The 24,667-nt window shown below is 69.1% G+C and carries 22 protein-coding genes; 8 read left to right on the top strand and 14 right to left on the bottom strand.

Annotated features, from left to right (window positions below):
• Positions 1 to 29: 29 nt before the first annotated feature.
• Complete coding sequence (locus tag AC3EO7_RS04420) at positions 30 to 1,646, bottom strand: ABC transporter substrate-binding protein (protein ID WP_435590616.1); 1,617 nt, start codon at positions 1,644 to 1,646, stop codon at positions 30 to 32.
• 340 nt (positions 1,647 to 1,986) lie between these two features.
• Here AC3EO7_RS04420 and AC3EO7_RS04415 point away from each other — a divergent pair, with 340 nt between their 5' ends.
• Complete coding sequence (locus tag AC3EO7_RS04415) at positions 1,987 to 2,385, top strand: hypothetical protein (protein ID WP_435590512.1); 399 nt, start codon at positions 1,987 to 1,989, stop codon at positions 2,383 to 2,385.
• Positions 2,386 to 2,392: 7 nt separating this feature from the next.
• Here AC3EO7_RS04415 and purF read toward each other — a convergent pair whose 3' ends face one another.
• On the bottom strand, positions 2,393 to 3,973 hold the full coding sequence (gene purF, locus AC3EO7_RS04410; protein ID WP_431963683.1) for an amidophosphoribosyltransferase: 1,581 nt from the start codon (positions 3,971 to 3,973) through the stop codon (positions 2,393 to 2,395).
• Positions 3,974 to 4,115: 142 nt separating this feature from the next.
• Between purF and AC3EO7_RS04405 the strand changes: the two genes are divergently transcribed.
• Positions 4,116 to 5,459, top strand: a complete 1,344-nt coding sequence (locus tag AC3EO7_RS04405) for a YhgE/Pip domain-containing protein (protein ID WP_435590511.1) — start codon at positions 4,116 to 4,118, stop codon at positions 5,457 to 5,459.
• A gap of 77 nt (positions 5,460 to 5,536) precedes the next feature.
• Here AC3EO7_RS04405 and AC3EO7_RS04400 read toward each other — a convergent pair whose 3' ends face one another.
• The 4 genes from AC3EO7_RS04400 to AC3EO7_RS04385 form a co-directional block, all read right to left on the bottom strand.
• A complete protein-coding gene (locus tag AC3EO7_RS04400; RefSeq protein WP_435590510.1) occupies positions 5,537 to 5,929 on the bottom strand; it encodes a sterol carrier family protein in 393 nt (130 codons plus the stop codon).
• 132 nt (positions 5,930 to 6,061) lie between these two features.
• The gene (locus tag AC3EO7_RS04395; RefSeq protein ID WP_431963677.1) at positions 6,062 to 6,478 is read right to left on the bottom strand and encodes a PPOX class F420-dependent oxidoreductase; all 417 of its coding nucleotides are present in this window, start codon (positions 6,476 to 6,478) and stop codon (positions 6,062 to 6,064) included.
• A 72-nt stretch (positions 6,479 to 6,550) separates the two neighbouring features.
• Positions 6,551 to 7,171: a CPBP family intramembrane glutamic endopeptidase gene (locus tag AC3EO7_RS04390; RefSeq protein WP_431963675.1), complete on the bottom strand. Its 621-nt coding sequence runs from the start codon at positions 7,169 to 7,171 to the stop codon at positions 6,551 to 6,553.
• An 11-nt stretch (positions 7,172 to 7,182) separates the two neighbouring features.
• Positions 7,183 to 8,916 carry an alpha/beta hydrolase gene (locus AC3EO7_RS04385; RefSeq protein WP_435590509.1) on the bottom strand — a complete coding sequence of 578 codons (1,734 nt, stop codon included), beginning with the start codon at positions 8,914 to 8,916 and terminating at the stop codon, positions 7,183 to 7,185.
• 127 nt (positions 8,917 to 9,043) lie between these two features.
• On the opposite strand from AC3EO7_RS04385, the gene AC3EO7_RS04380 reads away from it, so the two are divergent.
• Positions 9,044 to 9,331, top strand: coding sequence for a YiaA/YiaB family inner membrane protein (locus AC3EO7_RS04380; RefSeq protein ID WP_435590508.1), 288 nt, complete (start codon positions 9,044 to 9,046; stop codon positions 9,329 to 9,331).
• 73 nt (positions 9,332 to 9,404) lie between these two features.
• Here AC3EO7_RS04380 and AC3EO7_RS04375 read toward each other — a convergent pair whose 3' ends face one another.
• Positions 9,405 to 9,602: an alpha/beta-hydrolase family protein gene (locus AC3EO7_RS04375; RefSeq protein WP_435590615.1), complete on the bottom strand. Its 198-nt coding sequence runs from the start codon at positions 9,600 to 9,602 to the stop codon at positions 9,405 to 9,407.
• A 79-nt stretch (positions 9,603 to 9,681) separates the two neighbouring features.
• Positions 9,682 to 11,976, bottom strand: a complete 2,295-nt coding sequence (gene purL / locus AC3EO7_RS04370) for a phosphoribosylformylglycinamidine synthase subunit PurL (RefSeq protein ID WP_431963669.1) — start codon at positions 11,974 to 11,976, stop codon at positions 9,682 to 9,684.
• 387 nt (positions 11,977 to 12,363) lie between these two features.
• On the opposite strand from purL, the gene AC3EO7_RS04365 reads away from it, so the two are divergent.
• The gene (locus AC3EO7_RS04365) at positions 12,364 to 13,695 is read left to right on the top strand and encodes a glycosyltransferase 87 family protein (RefSeq protein WP_431963667.1); all 1,332 of its coding nucleotides are present in this window, start codon (positions 12,364 to 12,366) and stop codon (positions 13,693 to 13,695) included.
• A gap of 424 nt (positions 13,696 to 14,119) precedes the next feature.
• Positions 14,120 to 16,915 carry a toll/interleukin-1 receptor domain-containing protein gene (locus AC3EO7_RS04360; RefSeq protein WP_435590507.1) on the top strand — a complete coding sequence of 932 codons (2,796 nt, stop codon included), beginning with the start codon at positions 14,120 to 14,122 and terminating at the stop codon, positions 16,913 to 16,915.
• Positions 16,916 to 17,087: 172 nt separating this feature from the next.
• On the opposite strand, the gene AC3EO7_RS04355 is transcribed toward AC3EO7_RS04360, so the two are convergent.
• Positions 17,088 to 18,374: a M18 family aminopeptidase gene (locus AC3EO7_RS04355; protein ID WP_431963663.1), complete on the bottom strand. Its 1,287-nt coding sequence runs from the start codon at positions 18,372 to 18,374 to the stop codon at positions 17,088 to 17,090.
• Positions 18,375 to 18,624: 250 nt separating this feature from the next.
• On the opposite strand from AC3EO7_RS04355, the gene AC3EO7_RS04350 reads away from it, so the two are divergent.
• A complete protein-coding gene (locus AC3EO7_RS04350; RefSeq protein WP_431963661.1) occupies positions 18,625 to 19,698 on the top strand; it encodes an ABC transporter substrate-binding protein in 1,074 nt (357 codons plus the stop codon).
• Here AC3EO7_RS04350 and AC3EO7_RS04345 read toward each other — a convergent pair.
• Complete coding sequence (locus AC3EO7_RS04345; RefSeq protein ID WP_488186255.1) at positions 19,695 to 20,231, bottom strand: MarR family winged helix-turn-helix transcriptional regulator; 537 nt, start codon at positions 20,229 to 20,231, stop codon at positions 19,695 to 19,697. The two genes, AC3EO7_RS04350 and AC3EO7_RS04345, sit on opposite strands and share 4 nt — an antisense overlap.
• On the opposite strand from AC3EO7_RS04345, the gene AC3EO7_RS04340 reads away from it, so the two are divergent.
• A complete protein-coding gene (locus AC3EO7_RS04340) occupies positions 20,230 to 21,249 on the top strand; it encodes a substrate-binding domain-containing protein (RefSeq protein ID WP_431963658.1) in 1,020 nt (339 codons plus the stop codon). The genes AC3EO7_RS04345 and AC3EO7_RS04340 overlap by 2 nt on opposite strands.
• Before the next feature lie 60 nt (positions 21,250 to 21,309).
• Here AC3EO7_RS04340 and purQ read toward each other — a convergent pair whose 3' ends face one another.
• Positions 21,310 to 21,987: a phosphoribosylformylglycinamidine synthase subunit PurQ gene (gene purQ / locus AC3EO7_RS04335; RefSeq protein WP_431963656.1), complete on the bottom strand. Its 678-nt coding sequence runs from the start codon at positions 21,985 to 21,987 to the stop codon at positions 21,310 to 21,312.
• Complete coding sequence (gene purS, locus AC3EO7_RS04330) at positions 21,984 to 22,220, bottom strand: phosphoribosylformylglycinamidine synthase subunit PurS (RefSeq protein WP_067841963.1); 237 nt, start codon at positions 22,218 to 22,220, stop codon at positions 21,984 to 21,986. Before purS ends, purQ begins: the two co-directional genes overlap by 4 nt.
• Before the next feature lie 114 nt (positions 22,221 to 22,334).
• Between purS and AC3EO7_RS04325 the strand changes: the two genes are divergently transcribed.
• A complete protein-coding gene (locus AC3EO7_RS04325) occupies positions 22,335 to 22,979 on the top strand; it encodes an MBL fold metallo-hydrolase (protein WP_431963654.1) in 645 nt (214 codons plus the stop codon).
• Positions 22,980 to 22,993: 14 nt separating this feature from the next.
• On the opposite strand, the gene AC3EO7_RS04320 is transcribed toward AC3EO7_RS04325, so the two are convergent.
• Positions 22,994 to 24,352, bottom strand: a complete 1,359-nt coding sequence (locus AC3EO7_RS04320; protein ID WP_435590504.1) for a dipeptidase — start codon at positions 24,350 to 24,352, stop codon at positions 22,994 to 22,996.
• A 7-nt stretch (positions 24,353 to 24,359) separates the two neighbouring features.
• Complete coding sequence (locus AC3EO7_RS04315; protein WP_435590503.1) at positions 24,360 to 24,590, bottom strand: hypothetical protein; 231 nt, start codon at positions 24,588 to 24,590, stop codon at positions 24,360 to 24,362.
• Positions 24,591 to 24,667: the final 77 nt, after the last annotated feature.

Here is a 24,667-nt window from a genome sequence, read left to right as displayed (position 1 = left end):
GATCGCCGCGGGCCCGGTCCCCTCCGAAGTCACTTGCTGAGCACCGTGTAGCGGAACTTGAACGACAGATCCAGCGTCTGCTCCATCCCCTGCACGCCGCTGGCCGCCACGCCGATCTGCTTGCCGGACAACAGCGGAACGATCGGCAAGAAGTTCTGCGCCAGATCGCGCTGCACCTGCTGAATCTGCTGGAGCCTGCGATCCCGGTCCGGCTGGGTCGCCTCACCGACCAGTTGCGCGGTGATGCCGGGATTCTCGAAATGCGATTGCAGGAAGTTGTTGGGCCCGAAGAACGGCGAGAGGTAGTTGTCCGGGTCCGGGAAGTCGGGGAACCAGCCGAACTGGAACAGCGGATACGCGTCGCGCGCCCGTTCCCGTTGGTAGCTGACCCATTCCGTGGACTGGAGGTTCACCCGGAACAGGCCGGTGCCCTCCAGCTGCGCCTTGATCGCTTTGTATTCCTCGGTGCTGCTGGAGCCGTAGTGGTCGGGGTTGTACTGGAGGTTGAGCTCCACCGGTGTCGCCACGCCCGCGTCGGCGAGCAACTTCGCGGCCGCGTCCTTGTTCGGGCCCGCGCCGTAGATCTCCTTGAACGGTTCGGCCGCGCCCGGAATGCCCTGCGGTACGGACGAATACGCCGGGAGATAGGTGTCCTTGTAGACGTCGCGCGCCAGCGCGGCCCGGTCGACCGACGACGCGACGGCCTTACGCACCGCCAGCTTCTGCTCCGGCGTACCGCCGGGCATGGTGTTCATGTTGAAGACGATGTAGCGCAACTCGCCGCCGGGACCGTCCAGCACCTTGACCTTGTCCGAGGCACGCAAGCCCTCGATGTCGGTGGGCGTCAGCGAGCGGTACCCCGCGTCGATCGCGCCGCTCTGCAGGTCCAGCTTCAGGTTGTCGGTGGTGGCGTAGTACTTCGCCGAGATGCGCGGGGTCTTCGGGGTGCCGAGGATGCCGCGGTAATCCGGATTCGCCTGGTATTCCACCAGTTTGTTCTTGTCGTAGCTGGTGATCGTGAACGGGCCGGAGTAGCCCTTGGCGCGCACCACGTCCTCGTCGGCCATCACCTTGTCGGCCGGGAAGACCTGCTCGTCCACGATCGGCCCCGCCTGGGTGGGCAGAATGGCCGGGAAGGTCTGGTCGTTGGGGACCCTCAGCGTGAAAGCGACGGTGCGGTCGTCGACCACGTCCGTCTTCTCCAGGTTGCCCAGCAACGAGGCGGGGCCGTTCGGGTCGTTGATGCCGAGCATGCGGTCGAAGGAGAACTTGACGCTCTTGGCGGTCAACGGGTTTCCGCTGGCGAACTTCAGCCCGGCCTGCAACGTGCAGGTGTACACCGTCGGCGTGGTGAACTCGCACTTCTCGGCCGCGTCCGGTCTCGGGGTGGGATCGCCCGGCGCGAAATTCAGCAGGTACTGGTAGATCTGCGTCTCCGCGACCAGCGATCCGTTGTCGTAGGCGGCGGCCGGATCGAGCGAGAAGATCTTGTCCGTGGTGCCGACGATCAGCCCGGCGCCGTCGCCTCCCTCTCCCGTCCGTCCGGACCCGCAGCCCGCCAGCAGCGACGCCACCAGCGCCGCGAGCCCGACCGCCGCAACGCCTTTCGCTCGTCTCCGCCCGCCCGGCGTCCTCGAAACCCTCATCATCCGGCCCCACTTCTTCGAGCGCGCCGCACCGCGATACCTGGATCACAGGCCCGGTCCGGACGCGGTGAACTTCCGATATAGCTGGCGACCGTACCCACGAACCATTTCCGGCACATTGCGTTTTCAAAGAAAAATCACCGGGCTGCCATCGCGCGTTGCGAGTCGTGCACGGCGACACCGGCAACGACCGGTCAAATGTCCAGAAAAGCGGGGAAACCGAGGTCACAGCGTCTCGAGGAGGCCACGACACGAGCACGGACAGCGTTGCGCCGCTACCCATTTCGGATGTTCGCCAAACCGGCGGGCGCACCGGACATCCGCCGCTATGCTCCCCGGCATGGGGATGGCGGAGGACGCACGGGAACTACGTCGCGCCGAGGCCGAGCGGGCGGCGGGCAGGCAGCGCGGGCTCGCGGAGAACCTCGCCGCCGTCACCGCGCTGATCGACGCTCGCATCCCGGACTTCATCGCAGCCGTCGCGGAACTCCGGATCGCCGCCGAGGGCACCCTCCTCGATCGGTACTGGCTGGTCGAGCTGCCGCTCGTGAGCTCGATGCCCGCCGTGCTGAAGGTGCGCAAGAACGGCGCCTGGCAGTTCGTTCGCTACGTCTACGACCACCTGGCACGGATGGACATCCCGACGGTGGACCGCGCACCGGTCTTCACCGCCGTCCCCACCGGCACGGAGCTGGACGCCGCCTTCGCGCGGTGGCTCGCCGACCACCTCCCGCGCTGAACCGGCCTCAGGGCCTGCTCAGCGCGCTCGCGTTCGCGTTCTCGCCGAGCAGCACCGACTCCGGCTGACCGGTCAGCATGCCCTCGAGCAGGTTCTTGCCGATCGAGGCCTCCTGCGGCAGCGGGATCGGGTAGTTGCCGTCGAAGCACGCGCTGCACAGACGGGTGCGCGGCTGCTCGGTCGCGGCGATCATGCCCTCGGTGGAGATGTAGCCGAGGCTGTCGGCGCCGATCGAGCGGCGCACGTTCTCGACCATGTCGTCGTAGCTGTCGTCGGAGCCCGCGCCGTTGGCGATCAGCTCCGCGCGCGAGGCGAAGTCGATGCCGTAGAAGCAGGGCCACTTCACCGGCGGCGAGGCGATCCGCACGTGGATCTCCACCGCGCCCGCCTCGCGCAGCATCCGCACCAGGGCGCGCTGGGTGTTGCCGCGCACGATCGAGTCGTCCACCACGATCAGCCGCTTGCCGCGGATCACCTCACGCAGCGGGTTCAGCTTGAGCCGGATGCCGAGCTGACGAATGGTCTGGCTCGGCTGGATGAAGGTACGGCCCACGTAGGCGTTCTTCATCAGACCCTGCCCGTAAGGCACGCCCGAACCCTGTGCGTAACCGACAGCGGCCGGGGTGCCCGATTCCGGCACCGGGATCACCAGGTCGGCCTCGACCGGATGCTCCTTGGCCAGCCTGCGGCCGATCTCGACACGGGTCGCGTGCACCGAACGGCCCGCGATGGTGGAGTCGGGCCTGGCCAGGTACACGTACTCGAAAACGCAGCCCTTGGGCTCGGGGTTGGCGAAGCGCATCGAACGCACGCCGTCGGCGTCGATCGCCAGCAGTTCGCCCGGTTCGATCTCACGGACGAAGGCCGCGCCGACGATGTCCAGCGCCGCCGTCTCGCTGGCAACGACCCAGCCACGCTCGAGCCTGCCGAGGCAGAGCGGACGCACGCCGTGCGGGTCGCGGGCGGCGTAGAGGGTGTGCTCGTCCATGAAGGTCAGGCAGAAGGCGCCCTTCAGCGTGGGCAGCAGCTTCATGGCCGCCTGCTCGATGCTGGAGTCCGCGGCGGCGTGCGCCAGCAGCGCGGTCATCACGTCGGAGTCGGAGGTCGCGCCGACCGGCTGCGGGCGGCCACCGGAGACCGGGTTGCCGATCAGCCCGAGTTCCCGTGCGCGGCTTGCCAGTTCGGCGGTGTTGACCAGATTGCCGTTGTGTCCCAGCGCGAGTCCGGAACCGACCGCGGTGGTGCGGAAGATCGGCTGCGCGTTCTCCCAGGTCACACCGCCGGTGGTGGAGTAGCGACAGTGGCCGACGGCGATGTGGCCCGGCATGGCGGCCAGCGTCTGCTCGTCGAACACCTGCGACACCAGCCCGAGGTCCTTGAAGACCAAGATCTGCTGACCGTCCGAGACCGCTATGCCCGCCGCCTCCTGGCCACGGTGTTGCAGGGCATAAAGTCCGTAATACGTGAGCTTCGCCACGTCCTCGCTCGGCGCCCAGACACCGAAGACACCACACTCCTCGCGCGGCTCGTTCTCGTCCTCATCGGGGGTGGCTGCGAGGTTGTCGACCGATACTTCGGCGTTGGTCACCGTTTGCTCCCTGTTCGGGCGGGCTGGGGGCACCAGTCATTCTACGGGTGAAAGTTGGAGGGCGATCACGGCCACCGCACCCCGGCAGCAATTCCCGTGTCGATCACCCGAAATCCCAGGGTGACGGCGGTACCGTCCATTCGTGGCGACCACGGACAGCACCAGCGGGACGGATCCGAACGCTCGGCGGCTCGACCGTCGTTCAGTACTGCGCATGGTGGCCTCGCCTGTGGTGGTACTCACTCTGCTGACCACCCTGCTCGGGATCATGTACCTGGACTACGTCATCGATCCCGTGGACAACCTGCACGACTTCCCCATCGCGCTGGTCAACCAGGACGTCGGCGAGACGATGGGCACACCGGGGCAGCAACGACAGGTGAATTTCGGCGAGCAGGTGGCCGACGGGCTGCGCGAGTCCGTGCCCGCCGACCAGATCGATCTGCGGGTCCTCGGGATCACCGAGGCCGAGCGGCAGATGCAGTCCGGCAAGGTCTACGGCGCGATCATCATTCCGAGCGACTTCAGTAAGCGACTCGGCATTCTCGGCGTCGGCAGCGTGGTGCCCGGCGACATCGAACAACCCATCATCACGTTGCAGACCAACCCACGCATGGGCGCGTACGCCTCCTCGATCGTCGTCCGCGTCGGCGACCAGGCGTTCCCGCAGGTGAACAAGCAGGTCGGCGAGCAGCTGACCCGGCAGGTGCAGTCCCAGCTCACGCCGCCGGAGGGCGGGCAGGCGCCGGAGCTCAGCGGAGCGACCCGCATCGCGCTGGCCAGTCCGCTCCAGCTGATCAGCGAGCAGTACCACCCGCTACCCGGCAACACCGGACAGGGACTGACCGCGTTCTTCTACGCGCTGTTGCTGCTGCTCGCGGGCGTGATCGGTTCCATGACCATCCACACCATGGTCGACGCCGCCCTCGGTTTCGTGCCCACCGAGTACGGCCCGTGGTACGTCCACTTCCCGCCCACCCCGATCTCGCGATTCAAGACCCTGCTGATCAAGTGGGGCGTGATGGTCCTCATGGCGAACGTCGTCTCGCTGATCTATCTGCTGGTGGCCAAGGGGCTCGGCATGCCGATCGACGATCCGCTACCGCTGTTCCTCTACGGCGCGTTCGCGATCATCGCGGTCGGCATCACCGGCCTGTCGATCCTCGCGGCCATCGGCTCGGCGGGACTGCTGGTGAACCTGATCTTGTTCATCGTGCTCGGCCTGCCGTCCTCGGGCGGCACGGTCCCGATCGAGGCGACGCCCAAGTACTTCGGCTGGCTGGCCCATTTCGAGCCGATGCACCAGGTGTTCCTCGCCGTCCGATCGATCCTGTACTTCGACGCCAACTGGGCGACGGGGCTGGGGCGTGGTGCCTGGATGACGCTGATCGGCCTGATCGTCGGACTCGTTCTCGGGGCGGTCATCACCCGCTACTACGACTACAAGGGCCTACATCGCGGCAGTTCAGCGGCGGTCGCCCAGTAATCGGTCCGGCAGGTGATCAATCGGTCCGGCGGCAATCGTCCGGTCGAAGGCGCGCCCGGCCGCCTGAACGGCTGTTCTCACTCGTCTGGTCGCAGGATGGGCAGCCAGTGCGCCACCTCGGGCGCTCTGCTCCCGGAGGCCGTGAGTGCGCCGGAATGCCGCGCGGTCTCGAAGTCGAGCAGGCCGGTGGCGAGCAGCAGCCAGGTGCGCGGGTCGGTCTCCACGACATTGGGCGGAGTGCCGCGGGTGTGGCGGGGGCCCTCGATGCACTGCACCGCGACGAACGGCGGGACCCGCACCTCGACGGAATGGCCCGGCGCGTTGGCGGCCAGCGTGCGCACCGTGGTCCGCACGGCCGCCGCCAGCTCGGGGCGCGCGGGCGCGGCGGCCGTCTCGTCGCGCAGCCAAGCGCTCACCGCGGCCACCGCCGACCGAGTCTCCGCCGGGTCCACCGCCGTTCGTCGTCCCACAGCGCCGAGATTACCGATCGGCGCCGACAGGCTCGCGCTTCAGGAACCCTCGTCGAGGACAGACAGACCATGAGTCACTGATCCGCGTCCGACCGCGAGTCCCGGGCTGCCGCGCGCCGCGACCGGTTCGGATCAGGCCCAAGGTCCGATGCCGCCGACCTTCTCGATGCGGATGCGGGTGAGGACCCCGTCCGGTGCGCCCTCGGGCGGGAAGGGGACTCCGGGCGCCATCGTCTGCGCGAGTTCCTTCAGCAGTTCCGGCGCACCGCCCTCGACGATGCGAGCCGTGCCGGTGACGGTCAGGTACGGCGTCATGACTTCGCCGCGTTCCCTGGAGACGATGGTGAGCGCGACACGGCCGTCACGACGCACGTTGCGGACTTTCTTGTACTCGCCGAGGTGTGCGGTGACGAGCTCGTCGCCCTCGGGAGTCGATTGCAGGGCGACCCAGACCAGGCTGACCTGCGGGCTGCCGTCGGGATTGAGCGTGACCAGCGTGGCGTCGGCACCGGATCCGATCAGTGCGCGCGCGGCGTCATCGAGTTTCACGTGTCGATCCAACACCAATTCGCCTCGTTCATTCCCGTTTTCGCCGTGTGGACGCGCGGCCGATTCGGGGACTTACGGAATAGGCTCGGGGAGCGCTAGGCGGGTCGCGAGCACCCCGCCCGCGTTCATCGCCCAGTGCAGCAGTGCCGGGGCCGTGGTGCTGCCGGTCTTTCGGCGCAGCAGGCCGAGAATCGCGCCGCCCCCGGCGGTGGCCAGAACCGTGGGGGCGATGGGCTGCCCGCCCGCGCGGGCCGGGTGGATGTGCCACAGGCCGAAGGCGGCGGCGCCGAGCACGTGGCCGAGGCGCGCGCCGAAAGTGTTGTCCAGCAGCGGTTCCAGAGTGGAACGGAAGATCAGCTCCTCGCTGTAGACCGTGCCGACCGGGATGTGCACGGCGACCCACTCGAGGTCCGACACCTCCTGCCCTACCGGAGCGACGTCGCGCAGCACCTCGCGCAGCGCCGGAATCGCCACGGCCGCACCGTAACCGGCGAGAACCAGCGCTCCGGCGGACGCGCCGACCGCCAGCCCCCGGCCCGACCACCAGTGGGATCGCCCGCCGAACGCGAGTCCGTACCCGGTCGCGAAGCACGCGTTGGCCGCGGTGCGCCCGCGCTGATCGAGCCCGAGCCCTGGCAGCACCCGATTACTCCACAACAGCGCAAATCCGGTGCCGACAATCGCCTTCGACACCGGTCCGAGACTCACTTGGTCTCCCGCTCGAATTCCTCCGCCGCCTCCAGCTGGAACCGAATCCGTTCTTCCAGCTGATCATTCCAACCCGGCGGTGCCGCGACGGCGGCCCAGCCGTCCAGCACCAGGCTGCCGTAGCGATGCCCGTGCCCGTCCGAAACGCCTTGGGCGTTGGTGAGATCCGCGGCGACCTGCCAGAAGGTGACGAACGGCGCCCAGCGCATCTGCGAGGACACGTCGGCGCCGCGCGGCTCGGAGAGCCAATCCGGTTGGGAGAAGATCAGATCCGGCGACCACCAGACGATGGGGTCCGAGGGGTGCATGAGGTAGGCGATGCGCGGCGCCCGCCATTCGGTGTCTGGACGCCCCAGATCGGCGGCGTCGTCGGCGAATCGGACCACCAGCCCGTCGGCGTACACCGGCTCCACCTCCCTCGACCCCGGGTCGCGCCGCTGCACGAGCTGCTGCCACAGGCGGTTCGAATTCGGCGGACCGACCCACAGCGCGCCGTCCACCTTGGCGCGCAGATCGGCGAGTCCGTCGAACGCGGCCTCCGACCCCTGTGAACCGAGGCTCTCGCCGTACACGAGCAGCTTGGGCCGCGACTGCGGCGGACGCGCCGACCAGTGCTCGTACACCGCGTCGAAGAGCCCCTTGCCCGCCGCGGCCGCCTTGCCGCGGTCCGCGAGGAACGACAGCGGGCTGGGCAGATACGAGTACTGGGTCGCGACAATGGCGGTGTCGCCGCCGTACATGTACTCGATCGCCCCCACCGCCATCGAATTGACCCAGCCGGTGCCCGTGGTGGTGACCACCACGAGCGCCTTCCGGTCGAAGGCCCCGGTGCGCTCCAGTTCCTGCACCGCGAGCGCGTCCTGGTCCGCCTCGCCGTCGGTCGACTCCAGCCCGACGTAGACCCGGATCGGCTCGCGGGCGGGCTGCCCGGTAACGGCCGCGATGCGGCTCTGCGTCGGCCCGTGCGAGACGAACCAGCGTCCCTCGAAGCCGAGCGTCTCCCATTTCGCCAGCGATGCCGGACTTCCCGAGCGCTCGGGTTGCTGCGGCTGCACCGCATTGGCCGAGGTGTGGTCGTTGCGCACGCTGAAGGCCGAGTTGGCGACCGCGAAGAATGCCTCGGTGGCGACACCGTTGAACAGTGTCACCACGAGCACCACGAGCACCAGCGCCCCCGCGGCCGGTGCCAGTTCGCGCGGCACCCGGACCCACCGGTTGAGCTGCCTGGCCAGGAACAGGATGATCTCGCGCACGGTCCGATAGACGGCGACCACCGCGACGCCCACCGCCACGCTCAGCAGTCCGGTGCGCAGGTAGGCCGGGGTCGTGGTGCCCTCCATGCCCATCAGCGCGGTGATCTCGCGCTGCCAGCGGGCCGACTGCACCAGCATCAGGGCGGCCGCCACCGCGGAGGAGAACAGCACCGCGGTCTTCAGCGCGTAGCGCACCCAGATGGGCGGCCCCGGAATCTTCAGCCGCGGCCGCACCCAGAGCCGGAACAGCCACTCGAGCAGGCAGCCGAGGCCGTAGCCGAGCGCCGCGTTGACGCCCGAGATCAGGCCCTGGAACAGCCAGTCCCTCGGTACCAGCGAGGGCGTCACCGACAGTGCGAAGAAGACGGTGGCGACGATCAGGCCGACGTAGTTGAGGTCGATGATGTCCTCGGCGCGCTGCACCACGACGACGCCGCGGGCACGCAGCTTCGTCAGGGTGTCGGCCTTCTCGAGCACTCGAACAGTATGGCTGTCGGCACCGACGGCGGTGCGCGTTGCCCAGGTCACCGCGCGACAATTACCCACCGCGCTCGAGTAGTTGTACGCGGTCGCGCCGGCCGTCCTCCGAGCAGACTCGATATCCATGAGCACACCAAACGCAGCGCCGAAAGCCAGTTCGGCCTACGTCGCGCAGGCCGCGATCGCGTTCGGCATCAGTTTGTTCGGGGCGGGCGTCGGCATCTTCTACCTTCCGCTGGACATCTGGCAGCGCGGCTTCCTCGGAATGACCGTGCTGTTCCTGGTGACCAGCACCTTCACCCTGGCCAAGGTGGTCCGCGACCAGCACGAGGCCAACTCCACCACCAACCGCATCGACGCCGCGCGGATGGAAAAGCTGATGGCCGAACACGATCCGTTCAAGACCATCTGACCGACGACAGACGCCCACCTGGGCGAGCCCGGCAACGAGGGGTCCGGGCTCGCTCGGGTGGGCGTTCGTCGGTCTACTTCAGCTCGCGCTCGCGGTCGGCGGATTCCTCCAGGTACCGGCGGATCCGGTCGGAGAGTTCCGCCGTCCCGTCCGGTGGTTCGGCGATGGCGACCCAGGCGTCGAGCACCAGCGTGCCGTAGCGATGCCCATGACCGTCGCTGACCCGCTGCCCGTTCGGCAGGTCGGCGGCGACCTGCCAGAACGTGACGATCGGATACCAGCCCGAGGCCGACCACTCGACCGACCCCGTCGCGTAGCTCAGAGGTAACTACCCGAGCCTCCCGGTGGGGTCAGATCGCGCTGGCTCCGAACAGTTTCGGCAGCGTGCCTTCGTAGGCTTCGCGCAGTTCCGCCATGGTAACCGAGAATTGGCCCTGAACCTCGACGGAATCCGAGCCCTGGTCCACGACACCGATGCGCACCCACGGCAGCTCGCGCGCGTCGCACATCTTGGTGAACCGGGTCTCCTCGGAGCGCGGCACCGCGACGAGCACCCGGCCCGCCGATTCGGAGAACAACGTGACGAACGGGTCCGCGCCCTCGGGAAGCAGGATGCGGCAACCGGTTTCGCCCGCCAGCGCGGCCTCTACCACGGCCTGCGCCAGACCGCCCTCGGACAGGTCGTGCGCGGCGCTGATCATGCCGTCGCGCGAGCCGGAGGTCAGCACCTCGGCGAGCAGCTGCTCGCGGGCGAAGTCGACCTTGGGCGGCTCGCCGCCGAGGTGATCGTGGGCGACCTGCGACCAGATGGAACCGCCGAACTCGTCGCGGGTCTCGCCGAGCAGGATCAGCGTCTCTCCCGGCTCGAGGCCGAGGCCGGTCGGAATGCGCCGGTGCACGTCGTCGATGACGCCGAGCACGCCGACCACCGGCGTCGGCAGGATGGCGTCCTGGCCGGTCTGGTTGTAGAAGCTGACGTTGCCGCCGGTGACCGGAATGCCAAGCGCCACACAGCCGTCCGCGAGACCGCGCACGGCCTGCTGGAACTGCCACATCACGCCAGGGTCCTCCGGCGAGCCGAAGTTGAGGCAGTTGGTGACGGCCTTCGGGGTCGCGCCGGTGGTGGCGACGTTGCGGAAGGCCTCGGCCAGCGCGAGCTGCGCGCCGGTGTACGGGTCCAGCTTGGTGTAGCGGCCGGAGGCATCGGTGGCCAGCGCGATGCCGCGGCCGGTCTCCTCGTCGATCCGGATGACGCCCGCGTCGGCGTGCTCGGCGAGCACGGTGTTGCCGCGCACGTAGCGGTCGTACTGCTCGGTGATCCACTTGCGGCTGCACAGCTGCGGGCTGGAGATCATCTGCAGCAGGGTCGCGCGCAGTTCCTCCGCGGTCTTGGGACGCGACAGCTTGTCCGGGGTGTCGGCGATCAGCGCGTCCTGGTAGTCCGGGCGCTGCACCGGGCGCTCGTACACCGGGCCCTCGTGCGCGACCGTGCGCGGCGGCACGTCGACCACGGTCTCGCCGTGCCAGGTGACCACGAGGCGGTCGCCGTCGGTGACCTCACCGATGACGGTGGCGAGCACGTCCCACTTGTGGCACACCGCCATGAACGCTTCCACGTTCTCGGGGGTGACCACGGCGCACATGCGCTCCTGGGATTCGCTGGAGAGGATCTCCGCAGGCGTCATGTTGGCCGCGCGCAGCGGCACCTTGGTCAGGTCGATGTGCATGCCGCCGTCGCCCGCGGCCGCGAGTTCGGAGGTGGCGCAGGACAGCCCGGCGCCGCCGAGGTCCTGGATGCCGACGACCAGCTTGGCCGCGTACAGCTCGAGACAGCACTCGATGAGCACCTTCTCGGTGAACGGGTCGCCCACCTGCACGCTGGGCAGCTTCTTGCGACCCGCGCCGGACTCGTCACCGGAGAAGGTGTCGGAGGCCAGCACGGACACGCCGCCGATGCCGTCCAGGCCGGTGCGCGCGCCGAAGAGGATGATCTTGTTGCCGGTGCCGGAGGCGAAGGCCAGGTGCAGGTCCTCGACCCGCATCACGCCGGCGCACAGCGCGTTGACCAGTGGGTTGCCCTGGTAGGAGGCGTCGAAGACGGTCTCGCCGCCGACATTGGGCAGGCCGAGCGAGTTGCCGTAGCCGCCGACGCCGCGCACCACGCCGTCCACCACGCGCCGGGTGTCCGCCGCGTCCGCCGCGCCGAACCGCAGCTGGTCCATCACCGCGATCGGGCGCGCGCCCATCGCCATGATGTCGCGCACGATGCCGCCGACGCCGGTGGCCGCGCCCTGGTACGGCTCGACGTAGGAGGGGTGGTTGTGGCTCTCCACCTTGAAGGTGACCGCCCAGCCGTCGCCCACGTCGACGACGCCCGCGTTCTCGCCGATGCCCGCGAGCATGGACTCGCGCATCTGGTCGGTGGTGGTCTGGCCGAAGTAGCGCAGGTGCACCTTGGACGATTTGTAGGAGCAGTGCTCGCTCCACATCACCGAGTACATCGCCAGCTCGGCGTCGGTGGGCCGACGGCCGAGGATCTCCTTGATGCGGGCGTACTCGTCGTCCTTGAGACCAAGCTCTTTGTACGGTTGCGCCACATCGGGGGTTGCTGCGGCTGCACTGACGGTGTCGACCTGCGGAGTCACGGAGTACCAGGGTCCTTTCGGCCGGGCCTTGGGGGTCGGCGAGCCGGCGGAGCCGGCGGGGTGGGTGAGCACGGGCGTCGGCAGCGACGAGCGTTGTCACTGGTTGCGGCGAGATGCCTGGCACTCAGTCTAGAGGGCGGGTGGCGCGGTCACGCAGGTGAGGGGCGCGGCCGCGGTGACGGCGCGGATTGCCGACGGTGACGCCGTGCAGCGCTCCGATCCGAGTGTGGTCTCGATCATGGTCGCTGGGTCGTTGCCCGAGACCGTCGCGTCTCGATCCGAGCCGCCGATTCCCCTGTCAGCGGGCGAGATCGGCGGGCGGTCCTCGCGGGTTGCGGCGTCCGGGGCGACCCGGAGACCGCCCCACCCCCCGGATACTCTGTCGGAGTGAGTGAACGATCGGGGGTCGCGAATTCGGCCGAGCAGCAGGCTGCCACGGAGGATGTGCGCCCCGGCGTCGCGAATGTCGCGACCGAGTCGTCGCCGCGGTCGCCGATGTCGTCCACGCAGATGCGCTGGCTGGCCGCCGCGTTCGGACTGTTCCTGATCTCGGCGGTGGTCTCGCTGCTCGTCCACTGGTGGAACGGGTACATCGATCTCCAGGTCTATCGCAACGGCGCGCGGGTGTGGCTGGACGGTGGCGAGCTGTACGGCCCGATGCCGCCGGTGTTCGGCATCGGCCTTCCGTTCACCTATCCCCCGCTGGCCGCGCTGTTCTTCGCGCCGCTGGCGCTGATGCCGTTGGTGCTGGCCGAGGTGCTGGTGCTCGCCACCTCGATCGCCGCCCTCGGCATCACGCTGTGGCTGGTACTGGCCAGGATCCGGCCGGAACTCGACCGGTTGGCCGTGCTGCCCTTGGTGATCGCCGCCGTCGCGGCGGTGGGCTTCCTCGAGCCGGTGCGTCAGACCTACGGCTTCGGCCAGATCAATCTGGTGCTGATGGCCGCCATCGCGCTGGACTGCCTGGTGCGCAAGCCATTCTGGCCGCGCGGCATGCTCATCGGAATCGCGGTGTCGGTCAAGCTGATTCCCGCGGGCTATCTGTTGTACTTCCTGCTGCGCAAGGATTGGAAAGCGGCGGGCACGCTGGTGGTGTCGGCGATCGGCGCGGTCGGCCTCGGATTCCTGCTGTTCCCGCGCGATTCCGTGGAGTACTGGTTCAACACGCTGGCCGACACCGGCCGCATCGGCCCGCCCTACTTCGCGGGCAACCAGTCGCTCAAGGGCATGGCCTTCCGGCTCGGCGTCTCCGATTCGGCGGCCACGCTGATCTGGATCACGCTCTCGCTGGTGACGATCGCGCTGGCCGCGATCTGGATGCACCGGCTCATCGAGGCGGGGGCCACCGTGGCGGCGCTGCTGGTGAATGCTGCTGCGGTGCTGCTGGTCTCACCGGTCTCGTGGTCGCACCACTGGGTCTGGGTGGCGCCCGCGCTCGTCGTGGCCGCCGACGCCATCGTGCGAGTTCGCGAGGGCCGCGCGCGAACTCCGCGCGGACGGTTGTTCGTCGCGACGGTCGTCGGCTTCACCGTGCTGTTCCTGATCGGCCCGCACTGGCTGCTGCCGCATTCGAAGGACCGGGAACTCGACTGGGACTGGTGGCAGCAGATCATCGGAAGCAGCTACGTCCTCGCGACGTTCGCGGTGTTCGTCGTCGCGGTCGCCACCTACCGCCCCGTCACGAAACCCTCGCCCGAACCCGCTCCGGTCACAGCCTGACCCACCTCACGCGGCGCGGAGTCGGCCGAGGTGCAACAGCCCGCCGCCAGTCGATTCCCGACCGGTCCGAACGCTTGCGCAACGCCCCTTCTCACGGTTCCAGATAGAGACGTTCGTTCGGCAGCCGCGGGTACTGCCCGGCGTGACCACACGGACCACCGACACGACTCCCGGCCGTTGGGCGAAGCACCATAACTGTCACTTCAGCAGTTTTCCTGTCGTTCATCGGTGTCTCCGCCGGCAACGTCCACCACAAGCGCTGATGACATCAGCCGGTCAGTCGGTCAATGGAGGGCTCGATCGCAGGCGTGCCGGCAACCGTGCCGCGAAGACAGGTAGTGGACTACCCGCGATATCCGGTGCCGCCCGGGTCACGCTCAAACGGTCTAGTTCATGTCTCGATCTGGAGGCGTGGTGATAGTCCATGTGTGCTCAGGCTCCGGGGAACCTAGAGCAGCCGACTCTCGGGAACGACGAGTCGCTCGATTACGACGCGTTCATCTCCTATACCCACGATGATCGGCAGGTCGCCGCGGGGATCCAGAAGGCCTTGCACCGCATCGGCCGACGCATGGGCCACTTACATGCCGTGCGAGTGTTCCGTGACGCCACCGACCTCACCGCGAGCCCCGATCTGTGGGGCAAGGTCACCGACGCGATCAACCACGCCCGCTTTTTCATCGTGGTGCTGTCCCCCGACGCGGTCGCCTCGAAATGGGTCAACAAAGAAGTCGCCCACTGGCTGCGGCGCCGCGGCCCGGACCGGTTGCTCTTCGTTGTGGCCGGTGGGTCCCTGACCTGGGACGAAGACACCGGGCGGTTCGATCCTGAGCGGTCGGATGTGGCTTTGCCGGTACTCACCGAGCCGGGAGTCCTCCCCACCGAGCCGTTCCATGTCGACGTCAGCGCGGATGCACCATGGGATCCTCGCGCACCGATGTTCCGGGAGAAGGTCACCGACCTGGCTGCACCGATCCACGGCAAACCCAAATACGAACTGGCCAGCGAGGACTTGCACGAGCAACGTCGCTTCCGACGGCTACGACGCGCCGCGATCACGGCCCTGGTCCTGCTGACCGTTCTCGCGGTGGCCTGTGCCGCGATCGCGGCCGTCAAATGGCAACAGGAAGCCATCCAACGGCGTGAGGCGGTGGCTCTCGCCCTGGCTGCAACCTCCCGCGACACCGCCACCAGCAATTCCGCTCTGGCTCTCGCCCTCGCCGCCGAGAGCAGCCGGACGACACCGACCCCGCTGCGGCAGGCCACCAATGCAGTGGTCAACGCCCGCGTCGGCTTCGGTCAGCGCGTCGCTCAGCAGGTTCGCGACCCGCTCGCAGGTCACACCGACATAGTGAACGACGTGGCGTTCAGCCCCGATGGCACCCGACTGGCTTCCGCAGGCAAAGACGGCACCCTGCGGCTGTGGGACCCCGCCACCGGCAAGCAGGTCGGCGAACCACTCACCGGCCACACCGGCCCGGTGACCGCGGTGGCGTTCAGCCCGGACGGCACCCGGCTCGCCTCGGCCGGCGCCGATCGCACCGTGCGGCTGTGGGACCCCGCCACCGGCAAGCAGGTCGGCGAACCGCTCACCGACCACACCGACATAGTGAACGACGTGGCGTTCAGCCCCGACGGCACCCGGCTGGCCTCCGCAGGCGGAGACGGCACCCTGCGGCTGTGGGACCCCACCACGGGACGGAGGGTCGGCGAACCGCTCCGCGGCCACGACGGCGCAGTGCTGGCGGTGAAGTTCAGCCCGGACGGCACCCGACTGGCTTCCGGCGGCAAAGACCACACCCTGCGGCTGTGGGACCCCGCCACCGGTGAGCAGGTCGGCGAACCGCTCACCGGCCACACCTACTGGGTGACCGGGGTGGCGTTCAGCCCGGACGGCACCCGGCTCGCCTCGGCTGGCGCCGATCGCACCGTGCGGCTGTGGGACCCCGCCACCAGGCGGCAGGTCGGCGAACCACTCACCGGCCATATCGGTGCGGTGACCGCGGTGGCGTTCAGCCCGGACGGTACCCGGCTGGCTTCTTCCGGCATCGACCACACCCTGCGGTTGTGGGACCCGGCCAGAAGCCGACAGATCGCTTCCCTGCTCACCGGCCACACCAGCGAGGTGAACGCGGTGGCGTTCAACCGGGCCGGCACTCAGCTGGCCACCGCCAGCGCAGACAAAACGGTGCGGCTGTGGGATCTGACCCCCGGCCGACCGATAGGCGCGACGCTCACCGGCCACACCGACGAGGTGTACGCGGTGGCATTCAGTCCGGACGGCACCCGACTGGCCACCGCCGGCGCCGATCACACTGTGCGCCTGTGGGACCCCGCCACCGGCAAACAGGTCGGCGAACCACTCACCGGCCACACCGGCCCAGTGGCCGCGGTGGCATTCAGCCCGGACGGCACCCTACTGGCCACCCCCAGCGCCGATCACACCGTGCGCCTGTGGGACCCCGCCACCGGCAAACAGGTCGGCGAACCACTCACCGGCCACACCGGCCCAGTGGCCGCGGTGGCATTCAGCCCGGACGGCACCCTACTGGCCACCGCCGGCGCCGATCACGCCGTGCGACTGTGGGACCGCGCCACCGGCAAGCAGGTCGGCGAACCACTCACCGGCCACACCGACGAGTGGTACGCGGCGACGTTCAGCCCGAATGGCACCCGACTGGCCTCCACCGGCATGGACGGGACAGTGCGCCTGTGGGACCCCGCCACCGGAAAGCAGGTCGGCGAACCACTTACCGGCCACACCGAAATGGTGTTTGCGGTGAAGTTCAGCCCGGACGGCACCCGACTGGCCACCGCCGGCGCCGATCACGCTGTGCGACTGTGGGACCCCGCCACCGGCAAACAGGTCGGCGAACCACTCACCGGTCACACCGGCCCGGTGGCCGCGGTGGCGTTCAGCCCGGACGGCACCCGACTGGCCACCGGCGGCGGCGATGACACCCTGCGGCTGTGGGATCCCGCCACCGGTGAGCAGGTCGGCGAACCACTCACCGGCCACACTCAAATGGTGATTGCGGTGGCATTCAGCCCGGACGGCAGCCGACTGGCCTCCGCTGGACGGGACGGCACTGTGCGGCTGTGGGACAGCCCCTGGGACGTGGACGAGGCATGTGAACTCGCCGCCCGATACGTGACCCGAGCCCAAGTGCAGGAGTACATGCCCTCAGGCATGGCACCGAAGTGTCGATACGCGCAGTGATCCAGGTTGCCGCGAACCGCGTCCGGGTGTTCGAGGAAAGGTCGACAGCATGACCCTCCGATGGGAAACCCGCAGCTCAGCACACTGACATCGGGGCGGGCACTCTCACACCAGTGCAAGGTATCGCGCACTCAGTATGCTCGGCACGCTCACGAACGAATCCGACAGTGCCCTACTCGGCGGGCGTGAGAAACGCCGCGAGCGCCGCCGCATAAGCCGGAACGTCGTTCGCCCCCATCAACTCTCGGGCCGAGTGCATCGCCAGCTGGGGTGCGCCGACGTCGACCGTGGGCATGCCGGTGCGGGCCGCCGTCATCGGGCCGATGGTCGAGCCGCAGGGCAGGTCGGCGCGATGCACGTAGCGCTGCAACGGGACGGCCGCTTGGTCGCACGCCAGGGCGAACGCGCCCGCGCCGGTGGCGTCGGTGGCGTAGCGCAGGTTCTGGTTGACCTTGAGCACCGGCCCGCCGTTGATCTCGATGCGGTGCGCGGGCTCGTGCCGCTCCGGGTAGTTCGGGTGGGTCGCGTGCGCCATGTCGCCGGACGCGCAGATCGAACCGGCCAGCGCCGCCAGGTATTCGGCGCGACCACCGCCGCGCGCCAGCACGATCCGCTCCAGCACGGCGGGCAGCAGATCGGACTGGGCGCCACGGTCGGACTGGCTGCCGACCTCCTCGTGATCGAACATGGCCAGCACCGGCACCGCCGCACCCGGATCCTCGACGGCGGCCAGGAACGCGCGCAACCCGGCGTAGCAGGTGCCCTGGTTGTCCAGCCGGGGCGCGCTGACCAGGTCGTTGTCCCGGCCCACCAGGCCGCTCGGGGCCAGCACGTGCGTCATCAGCTCCCAGCCGAGCACCGCGGCCGGATCCACCTCGATGCTTTCGGCGACGAAGGCGAGGAACGAGCGCGGCAGGTCACCGACGCCCCACACCGCGTTCACGTGCCGCTGCGGGTCCAGCGTGACGCCGCGCCGGTCCTCGGAGAGGTGGATGGCCAGCTGCGGCACCCGCAGGATCGGCTCCTCGATGCGAATGAGCTCCTCGCGCAACGCGTTTCCGTCGCGCACCGTCAGCCTGCCGGAAATGCCGAGCTCGCGGTCCAGCCACGAGTTCAGCCACGCGCCGCCGTACGGTTCGAGCCCGACCAGCTGCCACCCCGCGGACGCCAGATCCGGGTGCTGCTTCACCCGCAGGTTCGGGCTGTCGGTGTGCGCGCCGACGACGCGAAACGGGGCCGCGGCGTCGCCGGTCCCGGCCCAGGCGACCAGCGAACCGCCGCGCACCACATAGCGGCGGCCGGTCGACTCGGCGGGCCATGCCGCCGTTTCCGCGAGGCGGGTGAAGCCGTGTGCGTCCAGCTCCTGCGCGACCGTGCGGACCACGTGGAACGGCGAGGGCGAGTCATCGATGAACGCGCACAGACCTTCGGCCGTGGCGGCGGTGGTGGAAACGGGCATGGACCGATCCTAGAGAGCCGCCGCCGCGCCGGTCGTGATGCCGCGATTTCTCGCACCGGGGCGAGCCCCGCGGCAACTTGTTCCGATATCGGACGTATCGGGCAATTAACGGCAACGGTAATACCGCGGTAGCCCTGCGGTAATCCCGCCGCCGCGCCGAAACGAAAAAGCGCGAAAACGCCGCTAGACTGGCTCGCGACGCGGCGAACGAGAACATCCAGCAAATCTCGCGCGCAGAACGGGGGTTCGCATGACATTGTCGAGCGGGCGGCACCACGATGTCGTCGAGATCGTCAACATCGCACCCCTGCGCGGCGCGGGCGCCCTCATCGGACCGTCCTGTGTCGCGGCCGCGAACCTGGCCATGGCCGAAATCAACAGCGGGACTGGCATTCTCGGCCGGGAGGTCTGCGTCACCACGATCGACGGCGGCGGCCCGCCGCAGCGCGTGCACGACGAGGTGTCGGCTCTGCTGGCGACCGGCATGGTGCACGCCGTCACCGGAATTCCGATGCCGGAGAATCGCTGCGCGATCATGCGCGCCGCGGCCGGTCGGGCGCCCTGCCTGTTCGGCGTCGGCCACGACGGGCTCGCCGCCGAAGAGCCGGGCGTCTTCATGATCGGCGAGCACCCCGGCATCCAGACCATGGTCGCGGTGGATTGGCTCTATCGGGAGTTCGGCGCCCGGCGCTGGGCGGTGGTGGCCAGCGACTACCTCTGGTCCCGCCGTATCGCGCCGACGCTGCGCGAGATCCTCGCGCCGCGGCACACGGTGGTCGCCGAGCACTTCGTGCCGTTGGGCGCCGAGGATTTCGGCGCGGTGCTCGACGATCCCCGGCTCGACGCGGCCGACGGAGTGATCCTGCTGCTGGTCGGCGCCGACGCCGCCCGATTCAACCGGGCATTCACCGCGGCGGGACGCGCCGACCGGCAGTTCCGTACCGGCCCGACGATCGACGAAAACGTGCTGCTGGCAGGCGGACTCGACGCGAACCGCAATATCTACGTGCCCTCGGGCGTGATTCCCGACCGGCGCAGCGCCGACGATCGCGATCTGCTCGACCGATACCTGCGGCTGCACCACGGATTCGCCCCCACCTTCAGCCGATTCGCCAACGGCGCCTACCGCTCCCTGCACGCACTGCGCACCGTGGTCGACGCCGCGGGCTCGTTCGAGACGGCGCGCATCCACGGCGCGCTCGCGGACCGCGCGGTGCTCGAAGGTCCCTCGGGCGCGTTCACCTTTCGCGGCGATCAGGTCGTGCGACCGACCTTCGTGGCGCGCGCGGCGGGCGTCGACTTCGAGACGCTCACCGTGACCTAGGCCTCGGCCACCAGCTCCAGCAGCCGCTTCAGCTCGGCGTAGCGCCGCGCGCCGATCTTCGCCTGGAGCTGCCGCTCGGCGAGTTCCTCCTCGGCGCGCACCGACGCGACCAGCTCGGTTCCCAGCCTGCTCAGCCCGATCAGGATGCGCCGCCGATCCTCCTCCGCGGCGACACGGAAGATGAGGCCGCGCTCGGCGAGACCGTCGGCGTGCCGGGTGGCCGACGACGGCGCCAACTGCGAACGGTTGGCCAATTCGCTCATGGTGATACCGGTTTCGCTCGACAGGTTGCACAGCATCGACCACTGATCCGGCGAAAGCTGCCTGGCGCACAGCGCCGCGTCGAGATGCCGTAGCCAACGGCGTTCGGCGGCACGCAGCGCCCCATGCAGCGTGGCATATCCGTTTACAATGGTCGACATTGATTTCCCCGCCTGCTTTTGAATTTCGCTCGAACCAGAAGAAGAGTACCGAATGTCAGCGGTCGGCGAGAGCCCAGACGGCACAATAGAGATACTGAACATCGTTCCCATGCAAGGACCTGGCGGGATCTTCGCGCCGTCCTGCGACGCTGCCATTTCGCTCGCCGTATCCGAAATCAACCGTGGCGCCGGAATTCTGGGACGCGAAATTCGTACCACGAATATCGATGGCGGCCGACCGCCGGACGAGGTCGCCACCGAGGTGTCCGCGCTGCTGGCCACCGGTATGGTGCACGCCATCACCGGCTGGCACACCTCGGCGGTGCGGCGGGCTGTGGCCAAGACGAACGACGGGCGCGTCCCCTATCTGTTCGCGGTCAGCCACGAGGGCCTGTCCGACGAGTTGCCCGGTGTGCTGCTGGTCGGCGAGCATCCGGCGGGCCACACCGTGGCCGCGGTGCGGTGGCTCGGCAGGGAACTCGGCGTGCGCCGCTGGGCCATCATCGGCAACGACTACATCTGGCCGCGCGAGACGGCGAAAGCGGTGCGGCGCAGCCTGATCGATCCCGGCGCCGTCGTGCTGGAGCGGTACGTCCCGCTCGGCACACCCAGTTTCCTCGACTTCCTCACCCATCCCGATCTGGACCGGGCCGATGGCGTCATCATCCTGATGGTCGGCGCGGACGTCTCGCGCTTCAACCGTCAGTTCTACGCCACGGGCCGGGCCGCCGATCAGGTGCGAGTCAGCCCGGCCGCCGACGAGAACGTGCTGCTCACGGGCGGCGCCAAGGCGAACCACAATCTCTATGTGCCGTCCAGCTTCTTCTTGAACGACAAGCTCGCCGACGGCTTGGACCGCAAGACCCGCTACCGGCGAATGCACGGCAGTTTCGCGCCCGCGCTCACCACCTTCAGCAACGCCACCTACGAGGCCATCCACGCCCTGCGCGGGCTGGCCGAGTCCGTCGGCTCGCTGGACGTGCCGAGCTTGCAGGGCGCGCTGGCCGACGGCGTGCACTTTCAAACCCCTGGCGGCCCACGCGGTTTCCTCGGCAACCAGGCGATCCAGCCCGGCTATCTGGCGCGGGCCGAAGGCGTCGAATTCGAGCTCATCGACCGCATCTGGTGAACAGAATGCGAAACGGCCCGAGCCGACCCGCTTCGGGTCGGCTCGGGCCGAAGTATTACGTCAGGCCGAGACCAGGGTGTCGAGCACCGAGAGGAACAGTCCGAGACCGTCGTCGCTCGGACCGGTCAGCGGCTCGGTGGCGTGCTCGGGGTGCGGCATCAGGCCGACCACCCGGCCGTTGGCCGAGGCGATGCCCGCGATGCCGCGCTGCGAGCCGTTCGGGTTGTCGCCCGAGTAGCGGAAGACCACCCGGCCCTCGCCCTCCAGCTCGTCGAGCACGGCGGCCGAGGCCTGGTAGCGGCCCTCACCGGACTTGAGCGGGACCAGGATCTGCGCGCCTGGCTCGTAGCGGGAGGTCCACGCGGTGGACACCGACTCGACGGTGAGCCATTCGTCGCGGCAGACGAAGTGCAGACCCTCGTTGCGGGTCAGCGCGCCCGGCAGCAGCCCGGCCTCGCACAGCACCTGGAAGCCGTTGCAGATGCCGAGCACCGGCATGCCCTTGCCCGCGGCCTGCACGACCTTGCCCATCACCGGCGCGAACCGGGCGATGGCGCCCGCACGCAGGTAGTCGCCGTAGGAGAAGCCGCCGGGCACGACCACCGCGTCGACCTCCTTCAGGTCGGCGTCGGCGTGCCACAGGCTGACCGCCTCGGCGCCGGCGAGACGCACCGCGCGCGCCGCGTCGACGTCGTCGAGCGTGCCGGGAAACGTGATGACCCCGATGCGCGCCGTCATGGGAGGCGAACCACCTTCCACTCCTCGATCACGGTGTTGGCGAGCAGGCCTTCGGCGATCTGCTCGAGCTCGGCGTCGCTGACGCTGTCGTCCACGTCGAGCTCGAATCGCTTGCCCTGCCGCACATCAGCGATCCCGGCGAATCCCAGGCGCGGGAGCGCGCCGACAATGGCCTGCCCCTGCGGATCCAGGATTTCGGCCTTCGGCATCACCTCGACCACGACTCGTGCCACGCGTTGCTCCTCAGATGGGTATGCGGGGGTTACCTGAGCAGCGTAGTTGCTCAGGTCGCGCGAGCTACCTGCGGGGTCGGGTGAAAATCGACACCATGCCAATAGCATGGCGGCATGCGCATAGCCCATTTCGGCCACTCCTGCATCCTCGTCGAACTGCACGGCACGAAGGTGCTCTTCGATCCGGGCACCTTTTCGCACGGTTTCGAGGGCATCACCGGCCTGGACGCCATCGCGATCACCCACCAGCACCCCGACCACATCGACCCGAACCGCATCGACGCCTTGATCGAGGCCAACCCGAACGCCCGCCTGCTGTCGGATCCGCAGACCGCGGCCCAGCGCGGCGACCGCTGGGAAGCCGTGCACGCGGGCAACGTGCTGCGACTCGGTGATCTGCAGATCACCGGCGGTGGCGGCAGGCACGCGGTCATCCATCCGGATATCCCGGTCATCGACAACACCGTCTTCCAGCTCGGCACCGCCGAGGACCCCGCCCAGCTCGTGCACCCCGGCGACTCGCTCTGGGTCCCGCCGGTGCAGGTCGGCGTGCTGGCCATCCCGGCCGCGGCGCCGTGGATGCGGATCAGCGAGGCGGTCGACTACCTCCGCGCGGTCGCCCCGCGCACCGCCCTGCCCATCCACTTCGGCATCATCCAGCCCGAGGCGCGTGGCATCTACTTCGGCAGGCTCGCCGAAATGGGCCCGAAGGGAACGGAATTCACCGTGCTCGAACCGGAGAACCAGCGCGAATTCTGACCCTTCGGTTCCGGTCAGCGGCCGTAGGTGGTGAGGAAGAGCGCTTCCGCCAAAGCCATGTGCTCGATTTCGGAGGGGTCCACGCTCTCGTTGGGGGCGTGGATCAGGCACTTCGGCTCCTCGACGCCGATGAGCATGATCTCCGCGTCGGGATAGGTGTCGGCGAAGACGTTGCACAGCGGGATAGAACCACCCTGCCCCTGGGTGGTGGTCGGCTTGCCGTAGGAGGCGGCGAGGGCCGCGTCCATGGCGGCGCGGGCGGGGCCGCCGCTGGCGGAGCGAAACGGCGCTCCCACGCTCTCCAGCTCGATGGTCAGCTTGGCGTGCAGCGGAGTGTTGGCCGCCAAGTGAGCGACCAGCGCCCGGTGCGCGTCCTCCGGCACGATGCCCGGCGGAATGCGCAGGTTCAGCCGGGCGCGGGCCGTGGGCTGGATCGCCGCGGAGGAGCCGACCACCCGCGGCGCGTCGATGCCGAGCACGGTGAGAGTCGGCCGGGCCCAGAGCATTTCGGCGACCGTGCCATCGCCCGCCAGATCCACGCCGCCGAGCACACCGGCGTCGATGCGGAAGCGGTCGGGATCGTACTGCACGCCGTCCCAGGGCTGCCGGTTGTCCAGCCCGGCCACGGTGGTGTTGCCCTCGGCGTCGCGCAGCGTGGCGAGCACGTGGATCAGCGTGGCGAGCGCGTCCGGCGCCGCTCCGCCGAACATGCCCGAATGCAGCGGTCCGGCAAGGGTTTCCACGGTGACCACCACGTTCACGTTGCCGCGCAACGTCTCGGTGAAGGTCGGCACGCCGACCGCGAAGTTGCCGCAGTCGCCGATCACGATGGCGTCGGCGCGCAGCAGATCCGGGTTGTCGACGACGAATTTCTCCAGTCCGCCGGTGCCCTGCTCCTCGGAGCCTTCGGCGACCAGCGTGACCCCGACGGGTAGCTCGGATCCGATGGCGCGCAAGGCCGTCAGGTGCATGACGATGTTGCCCTTGCAGTCCGCCGCGCCGCGCCCGTACCAGCGGCCTTCCTTCTCGGTGAGCTCCCAGACCGGCGTGCGCCACGCCGCCTCGTCCAGCGGCGGCTGCACGTCGTAGTGGCAGTAGAGCAGCACCGTCGGCGCACCGGGCGGCGCGGGACGCGAGGCGATGACGGCCTTGCTGCCGTCCACCGTCTCGTGCAACCCCACCCTGGTCAGCCCGACCGCGGCGAACGCGTCGGCCACCCACTGCGCGGCACGCTCGCACTCCTCCGCGGGGAACTGCCGAGGGTCGGCCACCGACTTGAACGAAACCAGTTGGGCCAGATCGCGTTCGGCCTGCGCCATCAGTCCCGCGACGCGCGAGCGCAGGTCGGCGGTATGCGGATCGTCGGAAGTCATGGGCAGCTCACTTCGTCGTGTCGTCCAGCTCGGATGCACACCTCGTGGAGGTGGGTGCCGAGCCGGTCCGCACGGCGCTGGCCGATTCGACGGCGATCACCGTATCGCGCCCGCCCCGCACCGACCGGTTGCCGGGGCCGGGCGTGCCGTTCGCGATGCCATCCGATCCGGCCGCGAGAACGGCGCGTTCGCGCCCAACCACCGCCGCGTCGGCCCAGATCCGCCGCAGCCGAAGCACCGTTCGCGCCCACCCGCTGCTATGGTCGCAGTAGGGAGACCCCCACTCGACCGCAGCGATTCGACTGCTGAAAAGAC

This window comes from Nocardia sp. bgisy118, from assembly GCF_057708605.1.
This window is presented reverse-complemented; position numbering and strand designations above follow the sequence as displayed.